The organism is Gordonia sp. OPL2, assembly GCF_003797825.1.
Lineage (GTDB): Bacteria > Actinomycetota > Actinomycetes > Mycobacteriales > Mycobacteriaceae > Gordonia.
In genome coordinates, this window is sequence record NZ_RKME01000013.1 from 55,704 (window position 1) to 79,792 (window position 24,089).

The window sequence follows — 24,089 nt, forward strand, 5'->3', positions numbered from 1 at the left end:
GTCTCCCCCGGGTCAGCTCTGTACGGCAGATGCAGCGGCCTGGGCAGCGGCCGGAAGTGCATCGGCGATTCGTGAGAAAGCATCCTCGTCCAGCGCCGCCGAGACAAACCAGGCCTCGAACGCGCTCGGGGGCGGATAGACCCCCTGGTCGAGCAGCGCGTGGAAGAACGGGGCGAAACGCCAGGTCTCGGTGGCTTTCACGCCCGCGTAGTCGACGATCGGCGCGGACTGATCGGTGAAGAAGACCGACAGCATGTTCCCGGCGCGCTGCACGCGGTGGGCCACGCCCGCCGTCGTCAGGGCGTCGGTGAGCAGCGCATCGAGACGATCGGCGTGGGCATCGAGCGCGGCATAGGCGGCGGCATCGGCATGGCGCAGCGTCGCGAGTCCCGCGGCGACGGCGACCGGATTCCCCGACAGCGTGCCCGCCTGATAGACCGGGCCGGTCGGGGCGAGACGTTCCATGACCTCGGCGCGACCGCCGAAGGCCGCCGCGGGCAGCCCACCGCTCATCACCTTGCCGAAGGTGTACAGGTCGGCGCCGACCCCTTCGAGTCCGTACCAGCCGGCGGGGCTCACCCGGAATCCGGTCATGACCTCGTCGATGATGAACAGCGCGCCGTGGCGGCGGGTGAGCTCGCGCAGGCCGGCGTTGAAGCCGTCGCGCGGTGCGACGGCACCCATGTTGCCGGCGGCGGCCTCGGTGATGACCGCGGCGATGTCGTCGCCGAACTCCTCGAACGCCTTCGCGACGGCCTGCAGGTCGTTGTACGGCAGGACGAGGGTGTCGTGGGCGGATGCCCCGGTGACGCCCGGGGAGGTCGGGAGGCCGAGGGTGGCGACGCCGGACCCGGCGTCGGCGAGCAGGGCGTCGACGTGGCCGTGATAGCAGCCGGCGAACTTGATGATCTTGGACCGGCCGGTGAATCCGCGGGCCAAGCGGATCGCCGACATGGTGGCCTCGGTGCCCGAGTTGACCAGCCGGACGAGTTCGACGGGGTCCACGCGGTCGATGATCTCCTCGGCGAGGGCGATCTCGGCCTCGGTGGGCGCACCGAACGACAGACCGTCGACGGCCGCCTTCTGTACCGCCTCGACCACGGCCGGGTGTGCGTGTCCGAGGATCATCGGACCCCAGGAGCAGACGAGGTCGACGTAGTCGTTGCCGTCGGCGTCGATCAGGCGGTTGCCCTTGGCCGACGCGATGAAGCGGGGATCTCCGCCGACCGCGGAGAACGCGCGAACCGGGGAATTGACCCCTCCGGGAATCGCCTGTGCAGCGCGGCGGAACAGCGCCGCAGACGTCGGGGCGGCATCAGCGGGACGGGTCACGGCCTCCAGTGTTCCAAACGCCGCCGACGTGGCCAAAATCGTTCAGCCTGCTCTCAGGCTGTGGCCTGCGGGTTCTGCCGCCGATTCAGCTGCCGCAAGAGAGTGATGTCACGTCAACTGGTGTCGCCGTCGCCCGCTCAGGCTGCTGTCGGATCGGCCTTCTTCCGGCGCCGGCGGCGCCTGCCGGTCGGCAGCTTCTTCAGATGTTCGCGTCGGCGGACCAGGTCACGCACGGTGTCCTCGGCCTGGTCCCAGTCGTTGACCACCCGCTGATAGCTGAATCGCAAGGTCACGTACCCGAGACGTGCGGCCGCCTCATCGCGTCGTCGATCCTTCTCTCGCTGCTCGGGCGTCCGGTCGTGGAACTCTTCGCTGTCCACCTCGATGATCAGGCGAGTGCCTACCAACAGGTCGACACGTCCGACTCCCTTGATCTTCACCTGAGTGCGTACCTTGATCCCGGCGAGCTGTAGGCGAAGCCGAACCATCGTCTCCGTACCGGACTCGGCCTTCGAGTCGCACCGCGCGAGCAGGCGTCGGATTCGTCGCGGCGCAGATGCCATCAGCTGTTCGAGGTCACACATCTCGAGCAGTTCCTTGTGGAGTAGCGAGTCGCAGATCACGACGATGCCTTCGTCGTCGAGACACTTCAGTGCGTGGCGGAACGCCGTCCGGACGTCGTCGACAGCCGACACCTCCGGCTCCGGAGCGCCGTAACACTTGCAGAAGCGTCTCCCCCGGCCACCGCGATGAGCAGACTCGCGACCACGCACATGAACCTTCTTCGTGTGGACCGGGACCCACACCCCGTGGAGCTTGAGCGCGGAGAGGCAGCTCAGCACTCCGCCGGCCGTGACCGCCTCGAGGACAGTGGCATCCGCGGAGGTGAATGCGTACCAACCACGCCGGATCCTGCGTATCGTCTTGTCCGCCAGTCCCCGCCTGGCCTCGGCGAGCGTCACCCCTCGTGATGACATCTCGGCCCAGGACAGCACCCCGTACGGATTCTCGATCTCGAGCAAGGTCATGGCACAGAGGATGTCGCCTGAGCGAGGTGCGCTACTGCCTGCCGACGACTCGGACGCAGATCTGTGGAGCGATTTCTGCCTGTGGACGAAACAAGCCATATGCAGCTGCAGCCCTGGAGGTCACGGGCGACAATAGTTGTCGCCCGTGACCTCCAGGGCTGCTCTCGGATCGGGCTAGCGGAGCACCGCCGCGACCCGGTCGGCGATCGCCTGCTGGCCGAGCTCGTTGGGATGGACCGGGGCCGCGCCGTTCGCGCCGGTCTGCGGTTCGATCCAGCGCTGCCCGACCGGGGCGCACGCGTCGTGGCCCTGCGACACCGACGACATGTCGACATAGGAGGCGCCGGTGATCTCGGCGGCCCGGCGGATCGCATCGTTCAGTTCGGCCTGCAGTTCGCGCAGGTAGGGCACGTCGCCCGCCGCGACCCGCATCGTCGGATAGCAACCGGTCCGCTCGGGCAGGATCCAGGGATATCCGACGACGATGACCCGCGCGTCCGGGGCTTTGGCCCGCACGGCCGAGAGTGCCCGTCGCAGAGCCGGATAGGTGCGGTCGCGAATGATGTCGACGTACTCGGCGCCGTGCGCGTCCCGACACGGCGAGCCGGACGGGTCGTCGGCGGCCAGGTCCGAGCAGGTGCCGATCGCCCGGGTGTAGATGCTGCTGTCGTTGCCGCCGATCATCACGGTCACGACGTCGGTGTCTGCCGCCACCGCCTCGATCTGCGGTGGCACACCGTCGTATTGGGCGCCGAAGAAGTCGGAGGTGTCCGCGCCGCCGCAACTGACGTCGTCGAGCCGATAGGACTCCTCCGCGGCCAGCAGGTGCGCGAAGTTGCGTGATGACCGCATGCACAGGAAATAGGAGTCCTCGACGAGTGGCTGCACGCCGACGGCGGCGCTGAAGCTGTCGCCGAGGTTCGTGAGGGTTCTCGTGTCGTCGGCCGCGGCGGAACTCGACGCCCCGAAACCCGCAGAACCCGATGTCGCAGAACCCGATTGCCCCGTACTTGCCTGCCCCGCACTCGAGGTCACCGGCCCGCCGTCATCGGTCGACGACGCGCACCCGGCGATCGCCATCGCGGCGACCGTCGCCGCCGCGCATACTGTCCGCGCGCCCCTCATGCGCTGGCCCCCAACAACATCAACAGCAACTCGGCACGCGTCCGGGCGTCCGACAGGTCGACGGCGAGCATGTCCTCGATCCGTTCGATACGGTGCCGCAGGGTGTGCCGGTGCACGCCCTGCGCGGCGGCGGCCACGCCCCAGTTGCCGTTGGCCTCGAGATAGGCGAGCAGGCTCTCCCGCAGTGCGGTGCCGCGGTCGGCGTCGTGCTCGAGCACCGGCCGGAGGCGTTGATCGAAGGCGTCGTTCAGCGCACGACGCACCGGGTCGATCGCCAGCAGCGACCGGCTGCCGTGCAGATCGACCATCTGCCCGACGGCGGCCGACCGGCAGGCCAGCCGCGCCTGCCGCACCGACTCGCCGACATCACGTGCGAGGGTGACCGATCCGATGCCGCCCGACACCGGGGCCGTCGCATTCAGCATGGTCAGCAGTCCGGCGGCGAGGTCGGTGCGGTCGTCGCCGCGGAGCACCGCGATGACGTCGGGGCCGTCGCGGTGCACGAACACCGGCCGCCACCGATGTTCCAGTTCGTCGACGAGGCGGCGGCGTCCGTGTGTGGCGGCGTCGGCATCGGCGAAGGCGAACGCCACCGCACGGACTCGACCCGAGGGATCGGCGGCCCGACCGAGGATGCGATGCAGACCGGGCCCCACCGTGCCCCCTCCGGCGGCCGAGTCCATGGCCAGCGCGAGCACGTCGTCGTGCACGTCGGCGACATCACGCGACACCTGGCGCGGCGCGGCGTGCTCGATGGCGAGCAGGGAGATGGCGTGCCCGAGAAGCATGCGCTCGACGTCGTCGAGCGCGGTCGGTCCGACGACCCCGAGATGCCCGTAGGTGCGGCCGCCCGACCCGATTCGCGCGACGGTGATCGTGGCCGTGCCCGTGACCCGGACGGCTCCGGCCGACGCCGGGTCGCGCATCACGAGGTCGCGGATGCGGTTGAGGTCCGCGGTGGCGATCGTGCGGGGTGCCGTCGCGACCACCGCCAGGCCGGTGTCGAGAAGGACCACGTCGTGGCCCACCGCGTCGGCGAGTTCACGCACGAGTGCGGCCGATCCGCCCGATGCGGCGGCGCGGGTCATCCGCGGCTGCGCCTTGGTGGCCGACACCAGCCGCGCCGAGCGCTGGGCGGCGATCTGGTCGAGCACCGTTCGGGTGATCGCGGAGAACGGGACCGGTAGCGGCACCTCGAACAGCGGAAGGCCCAGGTGATCGGCGGCCTCCGACATCTCCGACGGCACCGCGTCGAACCCGAATCCGACGCCGAATCCGACGGCCGCGACACCCACGTCGTCGAGGCGACGGAGGTAGTCGCGCCGCTGATCGGGGTCGTCGGCGAGTCGCATGCCCGTGGTCAGCAGGACCTCGCCACCGGACAGCCATTCACCTGCAGTCACCAGCTCCGACGACACCGCACAGTCCAGTTGCCGGCCGAGGCCTGCCGCACCTCCGCGCAGGGCGAGCTCCAGCCGGCGCTGGGCCATCAACCACCGCACGGTCGTCACACCGCCACCCTACCCATCCATGGACATAGTGGAGCGATCTCCGAAAGTGCTTGTACAGATTGGCAGGCCACGTCGGGGCGCCCAGGGGCGAACACTGGGGTCTGAACCGACAATCCACCACCGCACCACCGCGAGGGCCAGCACCATGTCCGACAGCAGCATGTCCGTCTTGCAGAACTACATCAACGGCGAATTCGTCGCGTCCACCTCGACCGAGACCATCGACATCGTCAATCCCGTCGACGAGTCCGTGGTCGCGGTGTCGCCGGTGTCCACCGCCGCCGACGTCGACTCGGCCATGGAAGCGGCCGCCGCCGCGTTCCCCGGCTGGAGCCAGACCACCCCGTCGGAACGGCAGAAGGCGTTGCTGAAGTTCGCCGACGCGATCGAGGCCGCATCGGACGAGCTGGTGGCGGCGCAGGCCCGCAACACCGGTCAGCCCGGGGAGCAGATCGCCGACGAGGAGGTCACCGTCGGCGCAGACCAGGTGCGCTTCTTCGCGGGCGCAGCACGGATGCTCGAGGGCAAGTCCGCAGGCGAGTACATGACCGGCCATACCTCCTTCGTCCGCCGCGAGCCGGTCGGTGTCATCGGACAGGTGACCCCGTGGAACTACCCGCTGATGATGGCGATCTGGAAGATCGCCCCGGCCATCGCCGCCGGCAACACGGTGGTGCTCAAGCCGTCGGACACGACGCCGGAATCCACGCTCGCGCTCGCCGAGGCGAGCAAGGGCATCCTGCCGCCGGGCGTCCTCAATGTCGTCCTCGGCAACGGTGAGACCGGCGCCGCGGTCGTCGGGCATCCGACACCGCGCATGGTCTCGATCACGGGGTCGGTGCGGGCCGGGATCGCGGTGGCCGTGTCGGCCGCGCAGAACCTCAAGACCGCGCACCTCGAACTCGGCGGCAAGGCTCCGGCCGTGGTGTTCGCCGACGCCGACCTCGGCAAGACCGTCGAACCCCTTGCGGCTGCGGCGTTCTTCAACGCCGGCCAGGACTGCACCGCGGTCACCCGCGTCCTCGTGCACGAGTCCATCCACGACAAGGTCGTCGACCTGCTGGTGGAAGAGGCGAAGAAGGCGACGGTCCCACCGCTCAACAACATCAACCACTTCGGCAAGGTGTCGTCCATCCTCGACAACATCCCTCCGCACGCGACCGTCGCCGCCGGCGGGAAGCGCAAGGGCGACAAGGGCTTCTTCATCGAGCCGACCGTCATCACCGGCGTCCGCCAGGACGACAAACTGGTGCAGGAGGAGACCTTCGGACCGGTCATCACCGTGCAGCCGTTCTCCGACGAGAAGCAGGCGATCGAGATGTCGAACGACGTCGCCTACGGTTTGGCGTCGAGCGTCTGGACCTCCGATCACTCGACCGCGATGCGGATGTCGGCCGCGCTCGACTTCGGATGTGTGTGGATCAACTGCCACATCCCACTGGTCGCCGAGATGCCGCATGGCGGATTCAAGCACTCCGGCCACGGAAAAGACCTGTCGCTGTACGGCATCGAGGACTACACCCGGGTCAAGCACGTCATGAGCAACATCGAGTAGCGAGTCCGATCGAAGTGAGGCGACGATGACCACCACCCACCGGCTACCGCAGAAGCGTCACCTGGTCACCGAGCTGCCCGGGCCGCGATCGTCCGAGCTGACGACACGCCGCAGATCCGCGGTGGCCGCCGGGTTGGGGTCGGCCGTCCCCGTCTACGCCGTCGACGCCGACGGTGGGATCATCGTCGACGTCGACGGCAACTCACTCATCGACCTGGGCTCGGGCATCGCCGTCACCACCGTCGGGGCGAGCAACCCGGCGGTCGCCGACGCCGTCGCCGAGCAGGCGCATCACTTCACCCACACCTGCTTCATGGTCACCCCGTACGAGGGGTACGTGGCCGTCGCCGAGAAGCTCAACGAGCTCACCCCCGGCGATCACGAGAAGCGGTCGGCGCTGTTCAACTCGGGTGCCGAGGCCGTCGAGAACGCGGTGAAGATCGCGCGATTGGCCACCGGCCGTCCCGCCGTCGTCGCATTCGACCACGCCTACCACGGGCGCACCAACCTGACGATGGCGCTCACCGCGAAATCGATTCCGTACAAGCACAATTTCGGACCGTTCGCCCCCGAGGTCTATCGGATGCCGATGAGCTATCCGTACCGCGATCCCCTCGGCACCGACGGTGTCGCCGCCGCACAGCGCGCCATCAGCATGATCGACAAACAGCTGTCGGCCGACAGCGTCGCGGCGATCATCGTCGAGCCAATCCAGGGCGAGGGCGGATTCGTGGTCCCCGCACCGGGTTTCCTGCCCACCCTCGCCCAGTGGTGCCGGGAGAACGGCGTCGTGTTCGTCGCCGATGAGGTACAGAGCGGGTTCTGCCGGACCGGCGACTGGTTCGCCTGCGATCACGAGGGCGTCATCCCCGACCTGGTCACCATGGCCAAGGGCATCGCGGGTGGGATGCCGTTGGCCGCGGTGACCGGCCGTGCCGACCTGATGGATGCCGTCCATCCGGGCGGCCTGGGTGGGACCTACGGCGGGAACCCCGTGGCGTGTGCAGCGGCACTCGCCGCGATCGAGACGATGCAGACCCTCGACCTCGCCGGCCGCGCTCGTGAGATCGGCGAAATCGTCACGGCTTCACTGTCGTCGACAGCGGAGTCGCTGGCGGCGTCCGGCCGCGAGGTGATCGGCGAGATCCGCGGCCGCGGCGCGATGATCGCTGTCGAACTGGTGAAGCACGGCACCAGCGAACCCGACCCGGAGTTGGCCAAGGCGGCTGCCGCCCACGCGATCTCCCGGGGAGTCGTCGTACTGACCTGTGGCACCTACGGCAACATCCTGCGCCTGTTGCCTCCGCTGGTCATCGGCGACGACCTGCTCAGAGAGGCCCTCACCATCCTGGGCGAAGCGCTCGCCGCCGGCTGACGGTCTCGAGCCATCGGCCGCTCGCCATCCTGCCCCGACCAGTCCTGCCCGCCCGCACACCCGTCGACCTCCCGCCCGCCAACCCCGTGAGGAGTTCCACCGATGACCGACACCGTCCCCGCAGCAACGGATTTCGCGCATCCCCTCGATCCGCTCGGCACCGATGAGTTCCGCGCGGTCACCGCGATCCTGGCCCGGGAGCAGGGAGTCGGCGACGGCTGGCGCATCGCGTCGATCGAACTGGCCGAACCGAGCAAGGCCGAACTGGCCGCCTACGCCGCGGACGGTACGGTCCCGGCACGCCGCGCGATCGTGATCTGTCTCGACTCGGGCGAGAACGCCACCTACAAGTCGTTCGTGTCGCTCTCCGAAGACCGGGTCGAGTCGTTCGACCACGTCCCGGGCGTGCAGGCGAACTTCACCGTCGACGAGTTCGAGGAGTGTGACCGGGTCCTGCGGGCTCACCCGGATGTGCAGGCCGCGCTGGCCGCACGCGGGATCACCGACCTGGACAAGGTCTTCATGGACACCTGGACCTACGGCGGGGCGGTGATCCCGAAGGAATTCGAGGGACGTCGGCTGGGATGGTCGGACACCTGGGTGAAGAACGCGGACGGCTCCAACCCGTACGCCAACCCCGTCGCCGGACTCCACTGCGTGATCGACGTCAACACCATGGAGCTGCTGCGGATCGAGGACAGCGGTGGATTCGAACAGCCCGAGGTGATGGGCGAGTACGTGCCGCGGCACATCCCGGCGCGCGTCCGCGACGAGTTCCGTCGACCACCGCTGAAGCCGCTGGACATCACCCAGCCCGAAGGGCCGTCGTTCACCCTCGAGGGCAACAAGCTGACCTGGCAGAACTGGTCGGTGCGCGTGGGCTTCAACTATCGCGAGGGCATGACCCTGCATGCCATCACCTACACCGATTCCGGACGCGAACGCAGTGTCGCCCATCGACTCTCGTTCGCCGAGATGGTGGTCCCCTATCGCGATCACTGCGAGGATCATTACCGTCGCACAGCATTCGACATCGGCGAGTGGGGCCTGGGCTTCATGACCACCTCGCTGGAACTCGGATGTGACTGCCTCGGCGAGATCCGCTACCTCGATGCCGTCCTGCACAACAGCGCCGGCGAGCCGTTCACGATCACCAACGCCATCTGTATCCACGAGGAGGACAACGCCGTCCTCTGGAAACACGTCGACCACGACGCGGGTGCCGAGGTGCGCCGGATGCGCCGGCTGACGGTGAGTTCCCATGTCACCGTGGCCAACTACGAGTACCTCGTGTACTGGCGGTTCTATCAGGACGGCAACATCGAGTGCGAGGTGCGCGCGACCGGCATCATGGTCACCACCCCGATGCCGCCCGGCGTGTCGTCGAACCCGCACGGCACGACCATCGACAACCGCACGTACGCACCATTCCACCAGCACTTCCTGGTGGCACGCCTCGACCTCGACATCGACGGCAGCGACAACACCGTGTTCGCGTCGGAGACGGTGGCCGAGCCGATGGGTCCCGGAAATCCGCTGGGACTGTCACTGGTGCAACAGAACACCGCGCTGCTCACCGAGTCGGAGGGCAGACAGAACCCGGACTTCGCGACGCAACGCACGTGGAAGGTCGCCAACACCAACGTGACCACCTCGCTCGGTCATCATCCGGCATACAAACTGGTGCCCACCGGCGCGTTCCCCGCGATGTTCGATCCCGCGTCACCGATCTTCCGGCGCGCCACGGTCATCGGACACACCCTGTGGGTCACCCCGAACCGCGCCGACGAGCGCTGGCCGGCGGGCGAGTTCGTCAACCAGTCCGATCACGACACCGGCCTCGGTGAGTGGACCAAGGCCGACCGGTCCATCTCGAACACCGACGTCGTGCTCTGGTACACGTTCGGCATCCATCACATCACCCGGCCGGAGGACTGGCCGGTGATGCCCGTCGACACGGTCTCCTTCTGGCTCAAACCCTTCGGGTTCTTCGATCGCAACCCCGCGCTCGACGTCGAACCCTCCCCCGGCGCACACGGCTGCCATCACGACTGACGCCGCGCCGTCCGACACTGCACGCCCGCAACACGAAAAGGTGAGAACTCGAATGACCACGCAGGAGAAGCTCGACCCACAGGCCGTCCTCGACCGCGTCCCGACCGGACTCTGGATCGACGGCGAATCCGTCCCGGCCGCGTCCGGGGCGACGTTCGAGGTCCTCGATCCGGCCACCGAGGAGCCGCTGGTGTCGGTGGCCGATGCCGGCGTCGACGATGCCCGGCGCGCGTTGGACAAGGCGGTCGCCGTCGCCGACGACTGGGCCGCGACTGCACCCCGCGAACGCGGTGAGATCCTGCGCGGTGCTTTCGAATTGCTGACCGATCGCGCCGACGACCTCGCACTGCTGATGACCCTCGAACTCGGCCGCGCGCTGCCCGACAGTATGGCCGAGACGAAGTACGGGACCGAGTTCCTGCGCTGGTTCTCCGAGGAGGCGGTCCGGATCAGCGGTCGCTTCACGCATGCCCCCGCCGGCAACGGACGGGTCCTGGTCTCGCATGCGCCGGTGGGCCCGTGCCTGGCGATCACGCCGTGGAACTTCCCACTCGCCATGGGAACCCGCAAGATCGGGCCGGCACTGGCCGCGGGCAATGTGATGCTGGTCAAGCCCGCCCACGAGACGCCGCTGACGATGCTCGCTCTCGCCGAGATCTTCGCCGAGGCGGGACTCCCGGCAGGCGTGTTGTCGGTCCTGCCGACGACGGCGTCCGGCGAGGTGTCGACGGCGATCATCACCGACGACCGCATCCGGAAGATCAGCTTCACCGGCTCGACCCCGGTGGGACGAACCCTGATGGGTCAGGCCGCCGAACGCGTTCAGCGGACGTCGATGGAGCTCGGCGGCAACGCACCGTTCCTGGTCTTCGACGACGCCGACGTCGACGCCGCCGTCGAGGGCGCCTTCGCTGCGAAGATGCGCAACGGCGGGGAGGCGTGCACTGCGGCGAACCGCTTCCTCGTGCAGTCCGGCGTCGCCGAGGAGTTCACCACCAAGCTCACCGAGAAGATGTCGGCGGTCCGGCTCGGGGCCGGCCACGAGTCCGGGGTGACCCTCGGGCCACTGGTCAGCGCCAAACAGCGCGACAAGGTCGCCGAGCTCGTCGACGGGGCGATCGCCGACGGGGCGCGGGTGCGTCTGGGCGGCAAGGTCCCCGAGGGCAAGGGCTTCTTCTACCCGGCGACGGTGCTGGATCAGGTCGACCCGTATGCGGCGATCACCCGTGAGGAGATCTTCGGGCCGGTCGCGGTGATCAGCACCTTCGACTCGGAGGCCGACGCGATCAAGGCCGCCAACTCCACCGAGTACGGTCTCGCGGCGTACTTCTTCAGCAAGGACCTCGACCGCTGCATGCGCGTCGCCTCCGGGCTCGACTCCGGCATGGTCGGTGTCAACCGTGGCGTGATCTCCGACGTCGCGGCGCCGTTCGGCGGGGTGAAGCAGTCCGGCATCGGTCGCGAAGGCGGCAGCGAGGGCATCGAGGAGTACCTGTCGATCAAGTACGTGGCGCTGACCTGAGCCTGCGCTGGGGACCCTTCGTGACGGGCCTCCGCACGCTCCGGCCCTCCTCAGGGATCCAGGCCGCGCGGTTCTCTGGGAGCGAGCGTCTCGACGATCCCTGAGGAGCGAGCCTGCGAGCGTCTCGAAGGGTCCACACCGGACATTCGGCACGACCGTACCTGAACACAACCTGAGCATGTCGGCCCCGAGACCGGCGACGGCTCAATCCATTCCGTACACTCGCCCCCATGCGTATTCGGGTTGCAGCACTGGTGATCGCACTCCTGACCGCACTGAGCGTGGCCGTCGCGGCACCTGCCCGCGCCGACACGGGCAGCCTGGGTGCCGGCAGCGCGGACCTGCTGTCGCCGAACAGCCTGTTCCTGTGGCAGAGCCCGCCGCAGCGGTACATCGTCGTACTCGGCGCCAAGATGGGGACGTTCGGCCAGACGCCGCAGATCCTTCAGCGCCGCCTCGACGTCGGTGCGCACCTGGCGAAGACCCACCCGTTCAACCGCATGATCGTGTCCGGCGGCAACACGTGGTGGTTGCCGGTGTCGGAGGCGCAGTTCATGAACATCGGACTGATCCGACGCGGCGTGCCGATGTGGCAGATGGTCAACGAGGGCGCCTCGACCAGCACCGTGCAGAACGCGAGCAACACCGTCGCGATGCTCAAGGCGATGGGCGCGAGTGGCGCGCTGATCGTCACCAACGGCTTCCACATGCCGCGCGCGATGAAGGACTTCCGGGACGCGGCCGGCAAACAGCACGCCCGTCTCACGTTCCAGGCGGCGTACGCCTGATCGGTTGTCCCTTCGTGACACTCGGCTAGCGCCTCGCTCCTCAGGGACCGAAAACAAACGACCAACGCCCCGCTCCCCAGCGACCGAAGCCGATGCGAATCAGTCGTGCGGGGCGAGCATGGTGGTGGTGAACGTCATCCGGTCACCGCGATACAGCGACCGCCGATGTTCGATGGGCACACCGTTCTGGTCGTAGGACACACGGTTGAGCAGGAACATCGGAGTCCGTGCGTCGACAGTCAGCAACGCCGCCTCCCGCGCATCCGGCAGGGTCGAGTCGATCGTGTCGTCGGTGCGACGGAACTCGATGCCGCGCTCCATGATCGCCGCGTAGAGCGACGAGGTGGTCTCGAACGCCTCCCGTAGTCCCGGGTAGCGGCGGGCGGGAAGGCGCGTGCGCTCGAGCCCGACGCGGACGTCGTCGGTCGTCAGCACACGCTCGAGTTGGATGATCGGGTCGCCGGGCGCGATGTGCAGTCGCGCGGCGAGCTCGTCGTCGGCCTCGAGATCGGTCCAGCCGACAAGGATTCGACTGGCCGGTCGACCCCGGTGCCGCGCCGCCTCCGTGTAGGAGCCGATCATCAGCGGCTGCAGGATCTTCGGGCCCGCGACCACCGTGGCGCGTCCACGACGCTCGATCCGACCGGCCAACAGCAACTCCCGCAAGGCCTGACGAACCGTCTCGCGCGCCACCGAGTACTGATCCGCGATCTCGCGCTCCGCGGGGAACGGGTCCCCCTCCGCCATGCCGTCGAGACGATCCTCGAGCTGCGCGCGCACGACGTGATGTTTCAGAACACGAGGCTCGGCGGCGAATGACATGCCGACAGAATACCGAGGCATTGGTCTAGACCAATTGTGCATCTCGCGTTCATCTCGCGTTCGCCCACTGAGCACCGATTGGTCTATACCAAACCCCACGATGGTTTCCATGCAGATCACCGTGGCCGTCTTCGACATGGCCGGAACAACAGTCACCGACGACGGGCTGGTACTCGCCTCCTTCGACATCGCCGCGACCGCGGCCGGAATCCCCGAACAGGGACCTGAACGCGACGCTGCTCGGCAGTACGTCCTCGACACCATGGGGCAGTCGAAGATCGAGGTCTTCCGCGCACTAGTCGACTCCGAGGAGCGCGCCGTCACCGCGAACGCGGCATTCGAACGTGCCTACGAGGACGCCATTCCCGGCGGTGTCACCGCGGTGCCCGGTGCCGCCGAGACGATCACGCGCCTGTCCGATGTCGGCATCACGACCGTGTTCACCACCGGGTTCAGCCCCTCGACACAGCACGCCGTGCTCGACGAACTCGGCTGGACCGACCTGGTCGACATCGTGCTGGCACCCGGCGCCGGCACACGCGGACGTCCGTTCCCCGACCTGGTCCTGCGCGCCGCGCTCGCCGCGCAGGTCACCGACGTCGCCGAGGTCGCCGTCGTCGGCGACACCGCCAACGACATCCTCACCGGCCACCGCGCCGGGGCCGAGATCGTCGTCGGTGTCCTCACCGGCGCACACGACGAACGCGCCCTGCGGGACGCCGGTGCCTCACACGTCGTCGCGTCGGTCGCCGAACTGCCCGAGATCATCCTGCCGCGCTGAACCGTCACCACCGCCTCACACCGTCTCCGCACCACCGTCTCGTCACCGCTGTCCGGTCATCGCTGTCTAGACATCACTGTCTCGTCATCACTGCCTCGTCACCACCGCGTCACCCATCGTTCGCCTTCCTGAGAAAGGTTCATCCCCATGAGAATTCGTTCCCGCCGTGTCCTGGCAGCTGCCGCTGCCGCCGCGTCGTTCAGCCTGGTCGCCGCCGGTTGCTCCGGCTCGGACGCGGATGCGACGAACGCGCAGGGTTTCCCCGAGACCATCACGCTCGCCGCGATCCCCGCGGAGAACTCCTCCGACCTCAAGGCCAGCTACGAGCCGGTGATCAAGGTCCTCGAGAAGGAGACCGGATCAAAGGTCGAGTTCGTGCAGGCCACCGACTATGCAGGCGTCGTCGAGGGCATGATCGCCGACAACGTCGACCTCGCCTTCTTCGGACCGTTCGCGTACGTCGTGGCGAAGCACAACGGCGCGGAGATCACCCCGGTCGGCGCTGTCGTCAAGGAGAAGGGCGAGCAGCCCGGCTACAAGTCCTATGGCCTGACCCAGGCGGACAACTCGTCGGTCAACGGGCTCAAGGATTTCGCCGGAAAGAAGGTGTGCTTCGTCGACCCCGGCTCCACCTCGGGCTTCCTCTATCCCAGCGCAGGTCTGATCGAGGCCGGCGTGATCACGTCCGGCACGGAGGCCGACGTCTCGGCCGGAGTGACCCCGATCTACGCGGGTGGTCACGACGCGTCCGCGCTGGCGATCGCGTCCGGACAGTGCGACGCCGGTTTCGCCTTCGACACGATGGTCGACAAGACCATGGTCGAGAAGGGCGAACTGAAGCCGGGCCAACTCAAGAACGTCTGGAAGTCCGAGACGATCGCCGGGTCGGTGTTCGCCGCGAACGACTCGCTGGGCACCGAGGCGATCGACACACTGAGGACTGTGTTCACCGAGGACGTGAACGCCGAGTCGATGGCCGCCGCGGGCTACTGCACCCCGGACGACTGCCGTATCACCGATGAGCGCGCCTGGGGTGTCGTGCCCGCCAACGATTCCGACTACGACGGTGTCCGCCACGTGTGTGACGTCACCAAGTCCGAGAAGTGTCAGGGATGACCATGTCCGCATCCCGGGAGCTGCCGAAGGTCGCCGGCGACGACCGCGTCGTCCACGTAGAGGGACTGACCAAGTCGTTCGACGGCGAGCCCGCCCTGCGCGACGTGTCCCTCGACGTCCACCGGAGTGAGCTCGTAGTCCTGCTCGGGTTGTCGGGTTCGGGCAAGTCGACGTTCCTGCGCTGCCTCAACGGGTTGCACCCCGCGACATCCGGGAGCATCGAAGTGCACGGGGCACGGGTCGATCTCGCCGGTGGCCGCGACCTCCGCGCGTTGCGCCGCGACGTCGGATTCGTGTTCCAGCACTTCAACCTGGTCGGCCGGCTGAGCTGTCTGGAGAACGTCCTCATCGGCGGTCTGGGTCGGCTCCGCGTAGCGCGTTACGGTGCGCTCACCTACCCGCGGAAGATGCGTGCCGAGGCGATGGCACACCTCGACCGGGTCGGTCTGGCCGACTTCGCCGATCGTCGCGCCGACACCCTGTCCGGCGGACAGCAACAGCGGATCGGCATCGCCCGCACGCTGATGCAACGGCCCACGCTGCTACTCGCCGACGAACCAGTCGCCTCGCTGGACCCGGAGAACGCCGGCGTCGTCATGGACCTGCTGTTCCAGGTGTGCATGGAGGAGAAGCTGACCGTCATCTGCACCCTCCACCAGGTCGATCTCGCCATGGGATGGGCACATCGCATCGTCGGGCTCCGTTCCGGCCGAAAGGTTCTCGACCGTCCGACGGTCGGTCTCGGCCGGGACGACGTGATGGGCATCTACGAACGGGTCGACCCGCTGTCGTTGCCTGCGTCGACCAGGGCGACGGGTCCGCTGTGACCACACAGCTGACCGAACGACCCGCGGGTCCGGAGCCACAGAGGACCGGACGCCCACGTCGCAGGTCCCGGCTGTTGATGCCGTGCCTGGCGGTGGGTGCGGTCGTCGCCACCCTGATCTCGGCCTGGTGGATCGACTTCGCTCCCGGGACTCTGTTCGGCGGACTCGAGGACGTGGTCGCGCTGATCGAGCGGATGCTCCCGCCGCGCATGGACGACCCCGGCCGCATCGGCACGCTGGCCGTCGAGACGCTGCTGATGGCGATTCTCGGCACTGTGCTGGCCGCCGTCGCGTCGGTGCCGCTGGCCTTCCTGGCAGCGCGCAACACGACACCGCACCCGGCGGTCCACACCGTCGCACGTGGTGTCATCACGTTCTGTCGCGCGATGCCCGATCTGCTCTTCGCGGTGCTGTTCGTCCGTGCACTCGGCATCGGGATCCTGCCCGGCGTCCTGGCACTCGCCCTGCACTCGATCGGCATGTTGGGCAAGCTGTTCGCCGATGCCATCGAGGAGACCGATGTCGGGCCGCGTGAAGCCGTCCGGTCGGCCGGCGCCGGCCGTCTGCGCGAGATGATCAACGCCGTTGTCCCACAAAGCGTGCCCGCGTGGATCGGCGCGTTCGTGTATCGGATCGACATCAACCTGCGGATGTCGGTGGTACTCGGGTTCGTCGGTGCGGGTGGCATCGGTTTCGCCCTCCAGGATGCGTTGCGCGGGTTGATCTATCCCCGCGCCCTCGGCATCGTCCTGGTGGTCCTGGTGATCATCGCGGCGATGGAAGTGCTCGCCATCTGGGTGCGTCGCATGCTGATGAGTCCCGTCGGGTCCAATCCGAGGCGGGAACGCATCGCCCGGACGGCGTTCTCGCTCGGCGTGATCAGTTCGACGGTGACGGCACTCGTCGTCCTCGACATCACGCCGTGGTCGTTGATCAGTTGGGTCGGGCCGTGTGTCGAGGTCTTCGGCCGGATGATCCCGCCGAACTTCACCGCCGTCGACACCGAGTTGTTCGAGGCGGCGGCACAGACCGTCGCGATCGGTGTCGTCTCGACGGCGATCGGCGCGGTGCTGTCGATCCCGGTGGGAATCCTGGCTGCGCGCAACGCGTCTCCGCACATCAGCGTCTACTGGGCGGCCCGCGGCTGGATTCTGCTGGTTCGGGCGGTGCCCGAGCTGATCCTCGCGGTGGTGTTCGTCGCGGCGCTGGGGCTCGGTCCGGTCGCCGGGACCTGCGCGCTGGCCATCGGGTCGATCGGCTTCCTCGCGAAGCTCGTCGCCGACGCGGTCGAGGAGATCGCCCCGGGGCCGCTCGAGGCGGCCCGGTCGGTCGGATGTGGTTGGTGGAAGACGCTGTTCGCCGCGGTGATCCCGCAGGCGATGCCGTCTCTCGTCGGCTCCGGCCTCTATCTGCTCGACGTCAACATCCGCACGTCCACCGTCCTCGGCATCGTCGGGGCGGGCGGTATCGGATTCCTGCTCTTCGAGTCGCTCCGCACGCTCGACTTCGACGTCGCGGGCGCGATCGTCATCGTCATCTTCGTCATCGTCTACGCCATCGAAAGGTTGTCCGGATGGATACGCTCACGCCTGGTCTGACGCGAGCAGCGATCTGGCGCGGTTCCGCCGTCGCCGTCGAGGAGGTCGCGATCCCACCCCTCGCCGAGTCGGAGGTGCTGGTGCGGGTCCGCCTGGCCACCATCTGCGGGAGCGACCTGCACACGGTGTCGGGCCGTCGCACGTCGCCATGTCCGTCGATCCTCGGGCACGAATCGGTCGGTGAGGTCGTCGCGGTCGGCGACGGCGCACCGGTGTCGGTCGGCGAGCGCGTGATCTGGTCGGTGACGGTGTGCTGTGGGACCTGTGACCGTTGTGCGAGTGGGATGACCGCGAAGTGCCGTCATGTCCGAAAGGTGGGACACGAACCGTTCCATGGTGATTGGCCGCTGTCGGGAGGCTACGCCGAACACATCTTGCTGCCGCGCGGCACGACTGTCGTGCGTGTCCCCGACGACGTGCCGGACGCCGTCGCGGCGCCGGCGGCGTGCGCCACCGCGACCGTGATGGCCGCCGTCGAGCGAGCCGGCGACGTGTGGCGGCGGCGTGTGCTCATCGCCGGCGCCGGGATGCTCGGGGTCACCGCCGCAGCGGCCTGCCGGGATCTCGGCGCCGATGTCGTCATCACCGACCGGCATGCCGACCGACTCGTGCTCGCCGAGATGTTCGGGGCGAGCGCCGACGACGGGGGCGCCGTCGACGTCGCGATCGACTTCACCGGGTCCACCGATGCCGTCGCCGACGCCTTCGCGCGGCTGGAAATCGGAGGCACGATGGTCCTGGCCGGCTCGGTGACACCGGGACCCTCGTTGGCCGTCGATCCGGAACGCGTTGTCCGTCAATGGCTCACGCTCCGTGGTGTGCACAACTACGAACCGCACCATTTGCACCAGGCGATCGGCCTCCTGCGCAGGACGCTCCACTCGTACCCGTGGGAATCGCTGATCACCGATCCAGTCGGCCTGGGTGAGATCGCGTCGGCGTTGTCGCCGGCCCCGACGGGTAAGCTGCGAGTCGCCGTGGCGCCGTGAGCAATTCGCGGTCCGCTCGTCGAGATTGCGGCTCTTGATCCGCGAGGAGCGAGGCTGCCCCCGATCCTCTGAGGAGCGAGCTCACCGCCGTCGATCCCTGAGGAACAAGCTTGCCACCTCCGATCCCTGAGGAGCGAGCTTGCGAGTGTCACGAAGGGACCCTTCGTGACACTCGGCTATCGCCTCGCTCCTCAGGGATCGGCGGTGCGTGCCCCTCGCTCCTCAGGGATCAGCGGTGCGGTCGCCTCGCTCCTCAGGGAACAGCGGTGCAGTCGTCAGCGCAGCAGTGCGCGGCTCATGACGACGCGCTGAATCTGGTTGGTGCCCTCGTAGATCTGGGTGATCTTGGCGTCACGCATCATGCGCTCGACCGGGAAATCGCGGGTGTACCCGGCACCGCCGAACAGCTGGACGGCGTCGGTGGTGACCTCCATCGCGACGTCGGAGGCGAAGCACTTCGACGCGGCGGAGATGAACCCGAGGTTCTTCTCACCACGCTCGGCGCGAGCGGCCGAGGTGTAGACCATCAGGCGGGCGGCCTCGACCTTCATCGCCATGTCGGCGATCATGAACTCGACGCCTTGGAACTTGCTGATCGACTGGCCGAACTGCTTGCGGTCCTTCACGTACTCGATCGCCTTGTCGAGCGCACCCTGCGCGATGCCGACGGCCTGCGCGCCGATCGTCGGGCGGGTGTGGTCGAGGGTCTGCAGCGCGGTCTTGAAGCCCGTGCCCTCGTCGCCGACGATGCGGTCCTCGGGAATGGTGCAGTCCTCGAAGTAGAGTTCGGCGGTCGGCGAGCCCTTGATGCCGAGCTTCTTCTCCAGCGGCCCGACGGTGAAACCGGGGTCATCCTCGTGCACCATGAACGACGAGATGCCGTTGGCGCCCTTCTCCGGATCGGTGACCGCCATGACGGTGTACCAGGAGGACTTGCCGCCGTTGGTGATCCAGCACTTCGAGCCGTTGATGACCCAATTGCTGCCGTCCTTGCGGGCACGGGTCTTCATCGACCCGGCGTCAGAGCCCGCCTCACGCTCGGAGAGCGCGTACGACGCCATCGCCTCGCCCGATGCGATCGAGGGCAGCACCTGCTTCTTGAGTTCCTCAGAGCCGTTGAGGATCAGGCCCATCGTGCCGAGCTTGTTCACGGCGGGGATCAGCGACGACGACGCACACACCCGCGCGACCTCTTCGATCACGATGCAGGCGGCCACCGAGTCCGCGCCCTGGCCGTCGTACGCCTCGGGCACGTGGATGGCATTGAAGCCCGACGCCACGAGGGCATCGAGGGCCTCCTGCGGGAACCGGGAGTTCTCGTCGACGTCGGCGGCGTGCGGCTCGATCTCCTTCTCGGAAAGAGCGCGGATCGCCTCGCGCAGCGCGACGTGCTCCTCGGGCAGCTCGAAAACGGGGAAGTCGGGATTGCCGAACGCCATGATCACTCCTTACGACCCAGCGACCACACTCTCCGGAAAGTGCGACACTGAGTGCCAATGTCCAGTTCTAGGGTAGTGCACCACGGCACTCAGTGCCATGTCAACCTGCTCTACCGCCACCTTCATTGTCCGCGATCATCGCGGTCACCGCGTAGTTGTTCACCGACCTGTCGCATGATCTCCGCCGGAGGGGTCCCGGCGGGATAGGTCACCACCGACACGACCGTCCCCGTGGTGGCGAGGTCGCGGTCCGCAGCGTCCGAGCGCGGCCCGTCGGAGAGGTCGGCCCACCCGTCGAACGCGATCCGGGTGTGGTCGAGTTCGGTGCGCAGACGTTCGAGTGTGGCGTCGTCGTCGCCGCGGATCATCGCGCGTAGCAGATAGTTGTGCGCACCGGTCACCGCAGCCGCGTATCCGACGATCCGGACCGGCGATTCCCCGGGCAGCCGCGTGCGGAGGAAGTCCTCGAAGAGCCGCTGGTACCGGTAGGTGGTGACGAGTTCGCGATCGCGCAGCGCCGGGACCCCCTGCACGATGTGGAATCGGCGGACGGCCATCTCCCGGGCGGCCCGGAAGTGGCCGAAGACGAGTTCGGCGGCCGAGCAGACGGCGACCCACGGGTCTCCCCCGGCTCCGTCGAGGTGGGCGGCGACCTGATCCAGCAGCGACTCGTGGTCGGCGAAGATCACGTCCTCCTTCGCCCCGAACTGCCGGAAGAAGGTGCGACGCGAGATCCCCGCCGCGGCCGCGATCTGCTCGACCGTCGTCGACTCATAGCCCTGCTCGGCGAACAGCCGGATCGAGACCGCGACGACGTGCACGCGGAAGTCGGCCGGGTCGTCGGCGGTGGTCGAAGCATTCGGCATGGGTGACAGTATGCGCGAGGCCGCGAGACCCACAGGATTCGTCCGAACAGACGACACCCTATCGACGACCCGAGTGCGTCCAATTCACGACAACCCCGAGTCGAGACCCAGGAGTCGCCGTGCCTCCGACGCGAACCAGCCCCCTCCCCGGAGGCGCGATCCGCACCCATACCGTTGCCGATGCTGCGATGGTCGCCCGCATGGGCCGGGCGGAGTACGCGGGAAAGCGCGTCATCTGGTGGATTCTGGGTCCGGCCTTCGTCGTCGGGCCGCCTGCGTGGTCGCACGTCGAATACACCTTCGGGTCGGGCGATCTCGATCTTCTGACACTCGTGCTGTCCCCGGTGTTCGGAGCGATGACGCTCGCGGTCTTCGCCGTCTCGCTCATCTTCGTGACCGGCCCGCGGCAATCGCGACTGAGGATCCCCGTTGGCACACCGATCTACGCCGACATCGGGCCCGAATGGATCGGGTTCGGATACGGCGACGTCTACAACGCGATGGCCGTCGAGCAGATCGCCCGCGTCCGACATATCGCTTCGTCGCTGGTGATCACCGGCGGACACACCACGCTCGTCATCCCGGACGAACTCGTCCCACCGGCGACCCGCGAACGATTGACAGGACGAGTCATCCCACAACCGGGCTCACGCCGCCCGCCGACGTCACACCCGATCCGGCCGCGCGTCGACGTCCGCGACGACGGCGCGGTCCGTACCGTCGCACGCGCGGACGCCGCACTCCCCGACCGCCTCGCCCGTGCGACGAGGCGCAGCCCGGGTGTACTGCTCACCGCCGCGACCGCACCCATGCCCCTCCTCGGTGTCGCCCTGTTCGATGCGGCCCAGGGCGGACTCACACGTGACGGAGTCATTCTCGGACTGTGCATGACACTCGTGATCCTGGGCGTACTCGCCTATTACTCGACAGTCGGCGTGCGAGCACACTTCCGTCGGGAGGTGCCGGCCGGAAGTGAGATGTCCACCGAGATCGGACGGGATGAGATCACCATCCGCCTCGGCGGGCGGATCGACGTGGTGCGGCGACGCTCGATCGTGCGCGTCACACACGTACGGGCCACCGAATCACCCGGCGTGCTCGTTCTCACATGTATCGATCCGGTCGGCGGCTTCCTGATTCCCGAGGAACTGGTGCCGACACATCTCATCGGTCAACTCCGCCACCGCCGGGCGCTCCGTTGATCCGGCCGTGACCATACCGTCGCGAACGTGTAGCGGGCGCCACAATTCGACCTACTCGCGGGTAGTCGGTACGTAACGTGGAGGGCATGGCCACACCCATCGAGAGCCCCGCCGCATCCGACGAACCGGTCCGCGACGATCCGGAGGTCGTCGCCCCACCGTCGCCCACCGATGACCTCTCCGACGACGAACGCGCGCTGCTCGTCGACAATCTGAGGTACGTGCTCGACGGACGCTGGCGCGGCACCCGCGACATGGTGCGGGAGAATGCCAACCGGGCAGATCTGTTGCCCGACCCCTCGAGAACCCTCGACGAGGCACGCGATCGCATGCTCGAGGAGATGCGTGAGCTGGCGCAGAACGGTTTCGCCTCAGCGGGTTTCGCGTCCGATCACGGTGGCACCGGTGACGTCGGCGCGTCGATCACCGCCATCGAGATGCTCGGCTACGCCGACCTGTCGCTGATGGTGAAGTCGGGCGTCCAGTGGGGACTGTTCGGCGGGGCCATCGAGAACCTGGGCACGGCGCGCCACCACGACCGCTACGTCTCCGACATCATCAACCTCGATCTGCTCGGGTCGTTCGCGATGACCGAGACCGGTCACGGGTCGAACGTCCAGGCCCTCGAGACGACGGCCACCTACGACCCCGAGACCCGTGAGTTCGTGGTGCACTCGCCGTCGCCGTCGGCGCGCAAGGACTACATCGGCGGCGCGGCCCAGCACGCCCGAGTGGCGGCCGTGTTCGCCCAGCTGATCACCGCGGGACCCGACGAGGAACCGTCGAGTCGCGGCGTGCACTGCTTCGTCGTGCCGATCCGCGACGACGACGGCAACGACATGCCGGGCGTCACCACCAGCGACTGCGGCTACAAGGGTGGACTCGCCGGCGTCGACAACGGGCGCATCATGTTCGACAACGTGCGGATCCCGGCCGAGAACCTCCTCAACCGATACGCCGACGTCGAGGCCGACGGCACCTACTCGTCACCGATCGAGAACCCGAATCGCCGTTTCTTCACCATGCTCGGCACACTGATCCGCGGTCGGGTGAGCGTGGCGGCCACCGCGGGTGCCGCCGGACGCAAGGCGCTGACGCTGGCCACCCGATATGGACTGGTGCGCAAGCAGTTCGAGGCGCCGGATGCCGACAACGAGATCACCATCATGGATTACCTGGGTCATCAACGGAAGTTGTTGCCGCTGATCGCGAAGTCGTACGCGATCGCGTGTGCCCAGAACGAGCTGACCGAAGAACTGCACGAGGTGCAGTCGACGTCGCCCGACGACTCCGACGCCGGACGTCAACGCGAATTGGAGAGTGCTGCAGCAGGTCTGAAGGCGTACTCGACCTGGCACGCCTCGCACGCGATCAATGTCAGCCGCGAGGCCTGCGGCGGCGCAGGCTATCTCGACGAGAACCAGATCTCGATCATGCGCGGCGACATCGACGTCTTCACAACCTTCGAGGGCGACAACACCGTCCTCACACAGCTCGTCGCCAAGGAGTTGCTCTCGGCGTACGCCGAGGACGTCCGCGGCCTGTCGGCCGGCGGCTGGGTGAAGTTCATCGCCGGCATGGCCCGCGATGTGGTCGTCGAGAAGACCGCGGTGCGCCAGGTCGTGCAGACCTTGCTGGAGGGCTCCGACGAGGACACCGAGAAGTCGAATCTGACCAACCGCGGCACGCAGCTCCGACTGTTCCGCAATCGCGAGGATCATCTGGTGCGCACCTGCGCGCAGCGGCTGCGTCGTGCGACCGAGGACGAGAACGACCCGTTCGAGGTGTTCAACAACGCGCAGGATCATCTGCTGAAGGTCGGGCATGCGCGCACCGAGCGCATCGTGCTCGAGGCGTTCGTGCAGGCGATCAACGACTGCGACTCACGGTCGGCGGCCGAACTGCTGGGCAAGGTGTGCGATCTGTTCGTCTACTCGGCACTCGAGGACGACCTCTCGTGGTTCCTCATGCATCGACAGGTGTCGGTGGAGCGGGCGAAGGCGATCCGTCGCGGCGTCAACGAGCTGTGCCTGGAGCTCCGGCCGCACATCTCCAGTCTCGTCGACGCCTTCGGCATCCCGGAGGAGCTGCTCGCGGCGCCGATGATCCAGAACGGGTGAGCGGGGGCCGCGGTCCGCGCTGAGCGCTGCGCGCGACC

At 67.8% G+C, this 24,089-nt stretch carries 19 protein-coding genes; 12 read left to right on the forward strand and 7 right to left on the reverse strand.

Features of this window, described 5'->3' with window-relative positions; all coding sequences use genetic code 11:
• Positions 1 to 12: 12 nt before the first annotated feature.
• The 4 genes from hemL to EEB19_RS14275 all read right to left on the reverse strand — a co-directional run bounded on the left by hemL (position 13) and on the right by EEB19_RS14275 (position 4,996).
• The gene (hemL, locus tag EEB19_RS14260; protein WP_187587309.1) at positions 13 to 1,332 is read right to left on the reverse strand and encodes a glutamate-1-semialdehyde 2,1-aminomutase; all 1,320 of its coding nucleotides are present in this window, start codon (positions 1,330 to 1,332) and stop codon (positions 13 to 15) included.
• Between the two features lie 137 nt (positions 1,333 to 1,469).
• Positions 1,470 to 2,360, reverse strand: a complete 891-nt coding sequence (locus EEB19_RS14265) for a DUF559 domain-containing protein (RefSeq protein ID WP_187587311.1) — start codon at positions 2,358 to 2,360, stop codon at positions 1,470 to 1,472.
• A 174-nt stretch (positions 2,361 to 2,534) separates the two neighbouring features.
• A complete protein-coding gene (locus EEB19_RS14270) occupies positions 2,535 to 3,440 on the reverse strand; it encodes an SGNH/GDSL hydrolase family protein (protein WP_262365666.1) in 906 nt (301 codons plus the stop codon).
• A gap of 41 nt (positions 3,441 to 3,481) precedes the next feature.
• On the reverse strand, positions 3,482 to 4,996 hold the full coding sequence (locus EEB19_RS14275; RefSeq protein WP_262365667.1) for a PucR family transcriptional regulator: 1,515 nt from the start codon (positions 4,994 to 4,996) through the stop codon (positions 3,482 to 3,484).
• Between the two features lie 160 nt (positions 4,997 to 5,156).
• Between EEB19_RS14275 and EEB19_RS14280 the strand changes: the two genes are divergently transcribed.
• From EEB19_RS14280 to EEB19_RS14300, 5 genes are all read left to right on the forward strand, one after another.
• The gene (locus EEB19_RS14280) at positions 5,157 to 6,551 is read left to right on the forward strand and encodes a gamma-aminobutyraldehyde dehydrogenase (protein ID WP_187587315.1); all 1,395 of its coding nucleotides are present in this window, start codon (positions 5,157 to 5,159) and stop codon (positions 6,549 to 6,551) included.
• A 25-nt stretch (positions 6,552 to 6,576) separates the two neighbouring features.
• Positions 6,577 to 7,926 (forward strand): 4-aminobutyrate--2-oxoglutarate transaminase, encoded by a 1,350-nt coding sequence (gene gabT, locus EEB19_RS14285; RefSeq protein WP_187587317.1) that lies wholly within the window; start codon positions 6,577 to 6,579, stop codon positions 7,924 to 7,926.
• A 102-nt stretch (positions 7,927 to 8,028) separates the two neighbouring features.
• Positions 8,029 to 9,981, forward strand: a complete 1,953-nt coding sequence (locus tag EEB19_RS14290) for a primary-amine oxidase (RefSeq protein ID WP_187587319.1) — start codon at positions 8,029 to 8,031, stop codon at positions 9,979 to 9,981.
• Between the two features lie 52 nt (positions 9,982 to 10,033).
• Positions 10,034 to 11,503: an NAD-dependent succinate-semialdehyde dehydrogenase gene (locus EEB19_RS14295; RefSeq protein ID WP_187587321.1), complete on the forward strand. Its 1,470-nt coding sequence runs from the start codon at positions 10,034 to 10,036 to the stop codon at positions 11,501 to 11,503.
• 230 nt (positions 11,504 to 11,733) lie between these two features.
• The gene (locus tag EEB19_RS14300) at positions 11,734 to 12,291 is read left to right on the forward strand and encodes a YdcF family protein (protein ID WP_187587322.1); all 558 of its coding nucleotides are present in this window, start codon (positions 11,734 to 11,736) and stop codon (positions 12,289 to 12,291) included.
• A 99-nt stretch (positions 12,292 to 12,390) separates the two neighbouring features.
• Here EEB19_RS14300 and EEB19_RS14305 read toward each other — a convergent pair whose 3' ends face one another.
• Positions 12,391 to 13,113: a GntR family transcriptional regulator gene (locus EEB19_RS14305; protein WP_187587324.1), complete on the reverse strand. Its 723-nt coding sequence runs from the start codon at positions 13,111 to 13,113 to the stop codon at positions 12,391 to 12,393.
• A gap of 109 nt (positions 13,114 to 13,222) precedes the next feature.
• On the opposite strand from EEB19_RS14305, the gene EEB19_RS14310 reads away from it, so the two are divergent.
• The 5 genes from EEB19_RS14310 to EEB19_RS14330 all read left to right on the forward strand — a co-directional run bounded on the left by EEB19_RS14310 (position 13,223) and on the right by EEB19_RS14330 (position 18,424).
• Complete coding sequence (locus tag EEB19_RS14310; RefSeq protein ID WP_187587326.1) at positions 13,223 to 13,894, forward strand: phosphonatase-like hydrolase; 672 nt, start codon at positions 13,223 to 13,225, stop codon at positions 13,892 to 13,894.
• Positions 13,895 to 14,041: 147 nt separating this feature from the next.
• Positions 14,042 to 15,010 carry a phosphate/phosphite/phosphonate ABC transporter substrate-binding protein gene (locus EEB19_RS14315; protein ID WP_187587328.1) on the forward strand — a complete coding sequence of 323 codons (969 nt, stop codon included), beginning with the start codon at positions 14,042 to 14,044 and terminating at the stop codon, positions 15,008 to 15,010.
• 2 nt (positions 15,011 to 15,012) lie between these two features.
• Positions 15,013 to 15,837 carry a phosphonate ABC transporter ATP-binding protein gene (gene phnC / locus EEB19_RS14320; protein WP_187587330.1) on the forward strand — a complete coding sequence of 275 codons (825 nt, stop codon included), beginning with the start codon at positions 15,013 to 15,015 and terminating at the stop codon, positions 15,835 to 15,837.
• Positions 15,838 to 15,914: 77 nt separating this feature from the next.
• Positions 15,915 to 17,435: a phosphonate ABC transporter, permease protein PhnE gene (gene phnE, locus EEB19_RS14325; protein ID WP_187587332.1), complete on the forward strand. Its 1,521-nt coding sequence runs from the start codon at positions 15,915 to 15,917 to the stop codon at positions 17,433 to 17,435.
• Positions 17,411 to 18,424, forward strand: coding sequence for a zinc-binding dehydrogenase (locus EEB19_RS14330; protein ID WP_187587334.1), 1,014 nt, complete (start codon positions 17,411 to 17,413; stop codon positions 18,422 to 18,424). The genes phnE and EEB19_RS14330 overlap by 25 nt, the downstream gene beginning before the upstream one ends.
• A gap of 275 nt (positions 18,425 to 18,699) precedes the next feature.
• Here the strand turns inward: EEB19_RS14330 and EEB19_RS14335 are convergent, their stop codons facing one another.
• Positions 18,700 to 19,863: an acyl-CoA dehydrogenase gene (locus EEB19_RS14335; protein WP_187587336.1), complete on the reverse strand. Its 1,164-nt coding sequence runs from the start codon at positions 19,861 to 19,863 to the stop codon at positions 18,700 to 18,702.
• A 122-nt stretch (positions 19,864 to 19,985) separates the two neighbouring features.
• Positions 19,986 to 20,729, reverse strand: a complete 744-nt coding sequence (locus tag EEB19_RS14340; RefSeq protein WP_187587338.1) for a TetR family transcriptional regulator — start codon at positions 20,727 to 20,729, stop codon at positions 19,986 to 19,988.
• A gap of 119 nt (positions 20,730 to 20,848) precedes the next feature.
• Here EEB19_RS14340 and EEB19_RS14345 point away from each other — a divergent pair, with 119 nt between their 5' ends.
• Positions 20,849 to 21,931, forward strand: a complete 1,083-nt coding sequence (locus tag EEB19_RS14345; RefSeq protein ID WP_187587340.1) for a hypothetical protein — start codon at positions 20,849 to 20,851, stop codon at positions 21,929 to 21,931.
• A gap of 86 nt (positions 21,932 to 22,017) precedes the next feature.
• Entirely contained in the window at positions 22,018 to 24,051 is a 2,034-nt protein-coding gene (locus tag EEB19_RS14350; RefSeq protein WP_187587342.1) for an acyl-CoA dehydrogenase, read from the forward strand.
• The last annotated feature ends 38 nt before the right edge of the window (positions 24,052 to 24,089 follow it).

Bases quoted from the DNA above. Each gene is read 5' to 3' on its own strand.
- EEB19_RS14270 (WP_262365666.1), bottom strand. From the start codon at position 3,440: ATGGCGATCGCCGGGTGCGCGTCGTCGACCGATGACGGCGGGCCGGTG.
- EEB19_RS14350 (WP_187587342.1), top strand. From the start codon at position 22,018: ATGGCCACACCCATCGAGAGCCCCGCCGCATCCGACGAACCGGTCCGC.
- EEB19_RS14300 (WP_187587322.1), top strand. From the start codon at position 11,734: ATGCGTATTCGGGTTGCAGCACTGGTGATCGCACTCCTGACCGCACTG.
- EEB19_RS14290 (WP_187587319.1), top strand. From the start codon at position 8,029: ATGACCGACACCGTCCCCGCAGCAACGGATTTCGCGCATCCCCTCGAT.
- EEB19_RS14310 (WP_187587326.1), top strand. From the start codon at position 13,223: ATGCAGATCACCGTGGCCGTCTTCGACATGGCCGGAACAACAGTCACC.
- EEB19_RS14315 (WP_187587328.1), top strand. From the start codon at position 14,042: ATGAGAATTCGTTCCCGCCGTGTCCTGGCAGCTGCCGCTGCCGCCGCG.
- EEB19_RS14335 (WP_187587336.1), bottom strand. From the start codon at position 19,863: ATGGCGTTCGGCAATCCCGACTTCCCCGTTTTCGAGCTGCCCGAGGAG.
- EEB19_RS14340 (WP_187587338.1), bottom strand. From the start codon at position 20,729: ATGCCGAATGCTTCGACCACCGCCGACGACCCGGCCGACTTCCGCGTG.
- phnE (WP_187587332.1), top strand. From the start codon at position 15,915: ATGCCGTGCCTGGCGGTGGGTGCGGTCGTCGCCACCCTGATCTCGGCC.
- phnC (WP_187587330.1), top strand. From the start codon at position 15,013: ATGTCCGCATCCCGGGAGCTGCCGAAGGTCGCCGGCGACGACCGCGTC.
- EEB19_RS14295 (WP_187587321.1), top strand. From the start codon at position 10,034: ATGACCACGCAGGAGAAGCTCGACCCACAGGCCGTCCTCGACCGCGTC.
- EEB19_RS14280 (WP_187587315.1), top strand. From the start codon at position 5,157: ATGTCCGTCTTGCAGAACTACATCAACGGCGAATTCGTCGCGTCCACC.
- gabT (WP_187587317.1), top strand. From the start codon at position 6,577: ATGACCACCACCCACCGGCTACCGCAGAAGCGTCACCTGGTCACCGAG.
- EEB19_RS14330 (WP_187587334.1), top strand. From the start codon at position 17,411: ATGGATACGCTCACGCCTGGTCTGACGCGAGCAGCGATCTGGCGCGGT.
- EEB19_RS14265 (WP_187587311.1), bottom strand. From the start codon at position 2,360: ATGACCTTGCTCGAGATCGAGAATCCGTACGGGGTGCTGTCCTGGGCC.
- EEB19_RS14305 (WP_187587324.1), bottom strand. From the start codon at position 13,113: ATGTCATTCGCCGCCGAGCCTCGTGTTCTGAAACATCACGTCGTGCGC.